Consider the following 3,254-nt stretch of genomic DNA (forward strand, 5'->3'; position numbering starts at 1 on the left):
GCGAGAACGCGTCCTTCGGACAAGGCGAAGCGCAGCGAGCGCATATCTCCGCCAACGTGCCGGCGAGCGCATGACCAGCGCAGCCATCATCTGCTCGAACGGAGTATTCCATGCGTTTTTTGCGGTCTTCCCAGGCAATTCAGCTCGGCCTCGCTGTCGCAGACGGCGATCGCTTTTTCGGTGTGGTTCAAAGTGACGATCACTACCCTAGCGATCTGAACGCGCTCGTCGCCGCAGGCGGTAGCGCGCTCAAGTCGGTGGCGGCCTGTTCTACTCGATGTTCTTCCTGACTCAGAATCTCAAGCTCGATGCCGTTTTCGGGACGCTCGCTAAAAAACGTCATGCCTGGCGAGGAGGTCAGGATGCCGGTAGCGCTTGCGCCAACCGGCTTGACCGGCATGGTGCATCCTGACGGGGAGATCCTGGCAGCGCCGGCGGCAGAGACGTTTATCGACGGCGGCATCCGCTCCGGACAGGACGTGCTGAAGGCCCGGTGTCCCGGAGCCGATGGCGCGTTCATCGGCCGTCCATTTCTTTACGCGCTCGGCGCCATGGGCGCACCCGGTGTCACGCGCGCGCCTGAGACCCTGTACAAAGAAATGGATGTTACCTTGGCGCTATGCGGCCGCAACTCCGTGGCCAATGCGAGCCGCGATATGTTGATGCCGGTGTCTCTCGATTGCACCCAATGAAGGAGCAGCGTCTTGCCCAAGATTATCAGGGCCGCTCAGGTACCATATATATTGGACAAACGATCGACGACGCTTTCGCGGATCTCCGACGAGATCCGGGAGCCTTTGGTTGCGCGGGCCAGCATGAGCGCTCCGACGAGTGTCGAAAGCAGTGTGAGCGCGTCCGGCCGCGACAGTCCGCCCGAGTCCGCTGCTTTGGTCTGCAGCGCGGTCGTCAGCTTGTCGACGCCCGCGTTGTAGGCCTGGCGCACGAGCTTGTCCGACGGTTCACGGGTGACATCTGCGGCGAGCGTGGCTGCGGCACAGTCCGGAACACTAGAGACGTTGCCGTCTCTCAAATACCACTTGATGATCTTGAGCAGGGCCTCATGCTCCGTGACACCGGAGGAAAGAATTTTGGTCCACTGCCGCATCGACTGATCAAAAGATCTGTTACACGCCAAGGCTGCCAGTTCATCCTTCGAATCGAAATGGCTGTAGAAGCTTCCGTGCGACAGACCGACTGCTGCCATGACCTCTGCGACGCTGATTCCATTGAGACCGTGCTCGCGAAACAACTTCGCGGAAGCGATCTCGATTTCCTCTTTATGTCTGTCGGATACCTCGCGCGACACTCGTGGCATTCTCGTTCCAGGAAAAGTGGCTCTAACAGTAATCTAGCGGTTCATCTGTATTTCAAGTATAGCAAAACGTACCTCGGTATCGGGGCGGCGGACCCCGAGGCCACTTCGCAGACGGACACGTCGTTTGGAGCGAAAGTAATGCATGATTCGCTGAACGACGAACTTGTGATCGGCTGGCTGGGCGCCTGCTTCGGTCCTATGTCTCGCGCCGCGCCAATTTACGCGTATGTGCAAGTAAATGACGCGTCATCAAGAGTGTTGCTGCGCACTGAAGGTATGCGACTACCTGAAGCGTGGCGACCACTTCGGCCTGCCGGATGCCCGTTTCTTCTGCCGATCCTGCCGCGCCTTTGTGCGGCGCGTCATGTGCATACACACAATATTCGCCGATCATAATTCCAAAAAGGAACGTTAATTATGAATAATATTCGCATTTGGAAACGCAAGCGCAAGTCTATCCTACGGATTTGTTCAATACCAGCGGTGGCGCAGTCCCCTCCCCCAGCCTGCGTGGCCGCAATTTATAAAGGAGAGAACCATGCCGCTCGTACGAATCGATATTTTGAAGGACGCCAACCCCAAGTTGATCAAGGCTCTCAGTGACACGGTGTATGAGGCCATGATCAACGCTTCTGCGAAGCACTGAGGAGCGTCGCAGCCGTATCTGTTCACCACTGATCTTTGATCTTTCTGCAAAGGGAATTCATGAGTAACGAAAGCACATTTAGCCGTCGAACACTGTTGAAGGGGGTCGCCCTCGCCGGGAGCATGGTTACGCTTCCTTCAATCGCGTCAGCGGCTAAAGAAACCCTTAATGAGAGCGGCGAGGCGACCACGCTCGCGGAAGTTGCATATTCTCCGAACGCAAAAGTCACCATCGAGAGGCGCGGCACGATCGCACTGATCGGAATTAATCGCCCGTACATACACAACAGAATTGACCCCGAGACCTTCACGGCCCTTGGACGAGCCTACTACGATTACGATCACGATCCTTCACTGAGAGCTGCTGTGCTATTTGGACACGGTGATAACTTCTCTCGTGGAATCGACGTAGATGGATTCCGACCGCTGGTTAGAGCGGGGCAACCTCTAATAAGCGGCGACAAAGTGATCGATCCGCTCGGAAAGACCGACACGCCTCATTTGACGAAGCCGCTGATCGTTGTTGTGCATGGCGACACGTGGAACATGGCTCACGAAATTCATCTCGTAGCCGACATCCGCATCGCGGCCGCCGACACGCGCTTTGGACAAGACGAGAATACGCACGGACGCTTTCCAGGCGGTGGTTCAACGGTCAGGTTTGTGCACGAGGCCGGATGGGGCAACGCAATGCGATATATGTTGACTGGCGACCATTGGAGCGCAGAGGAAGCCTACCGAATGAGGGTGGTCCAGGAAGTAGCCCCCAATTCCAAGGAAGCGCTTGCAAGAGGGATCGCAATTGCTGAAAAGATCTCCGCCTGCGGTCCGTTAGGCATTAAGACGTCTCTCGTTTCGGCCCATCTGGCTCTTGACCCGAGTCAATCGGAGGCCCTGTCAAAACTCGACGCGCAGTTTGGTACGCTCTTTCACACAAGAGATTTCCAAGAAGGCCGCGACGCGGAAGCTCAGGGGCGTCCTCCCGTCTACATTGGCAGCTAGTTGATAGCCAACGAAGAAGTTTTACCGCTGGAAGAAACAGTACGCGGGCCTGGAATCGAACCGAACCAGGTCCGCAACCTATTCACGCAGCCGCATTTCGGCAGCGCCAGCGCTCGGCAAGTTAGGCCAAGGCTACGCTCGCCCTGCATGCCCCTAGCCGCGCGCCTGGTCCCGCATGGCAACTTTCTTCGCGGTCGGCGTCGTAATCTTGGCCTGTGCCGCCGTCTCGTTCTGATCGATGATCTTCGCGATCTCCGCATCGGCCTCGTCGCCGTACCGCGCGAACACGTCG

General features: G+C 57.3%; 3 protein-coding genes. 2 read left to right on the top strand and 1 reads right to left on the bottom strand.

Annotated features, from left to right (window positions below; translation table 11 throughout):
- Positions 1–308 precede the first annotated feature (308 nt).
- Entirely contained in the window at positions 309–692 is a 384-nt protein-coding gene (locus J3489_RS37015; RefSeq protein ID WP_207005741.1) for an alpha-hydroxy-acid oxidizing protein, read from the top strand.
- A gap of 35 nt (positions 693–727) precedes the next feature.
- Here J3489_RS37015 and J3489_RS37020 read toward each other — a convergent pair whose 3' ends face one another.
- Positions 728–1,315 carry a TetR/AcrR family transcriptional regulator gene (locus tag J3489_RS37020; RefSeq protein WP_255555419.1) on the bottom strand — a complete coding sequence of 196 codons (588 nt, stop codon included), beginning with the start codon at positions 1,313–1,315 and terminating at the stop codon, positions 728–730.
- 705 nt (positions 1,316–2,020) lie between these two features.
- On the opposite strand from J3489_RS37020, the gene J3489_RS37025 reads away from it, so the two are divergent.
- Positions 2,021–2,962, top strand: a complete 942-nt coding sequence (locus tag J3489_RS37025) for an enoyl-CoA hydratase-related protein (RefSeq protein WP_207005743.1) — start codon at positions 2,021–2,023, stop codon at positions 2,960–2,962.
- Positions 2,963–3,254 lie beyond the last annotated feature (292 nt).

It is taken from the genome of Trinickia mobilis (assembly GCF_017315705.1).
Taxonomy (GTDB): Bacteria; Pseudomonadota; Gammaproteobacteria; order Burkholderiales; family Burkholderiaceae; genus Trinickia_A; species Trinickia_A mobilis.

Bases quoted from the DNA above. Each gene is read 5' to 3' on its own strand.
- J3489_RS37015 (WP_207005741.1), top strand. From the start codon at position 309: ATGCCGTTTTCGGGACGCTCGCTAAAAAACGTCATGCCTGGCGAGGAG.
- J3489_RS37025 (WP_207005743.1), top strand. From the start codon at position 2,021: ATGAGTAACGAAAGCACATTTAGCCGTCGAACACTGTTGAAGGGGGTC.
- J3489_RS37020 (WP_255555419.1), bottom strand. From the start codon at position 1,315: ATGCCACGAGTGTCGCGCGAGGTATCCGACAGACATAAAGAGGAAATC.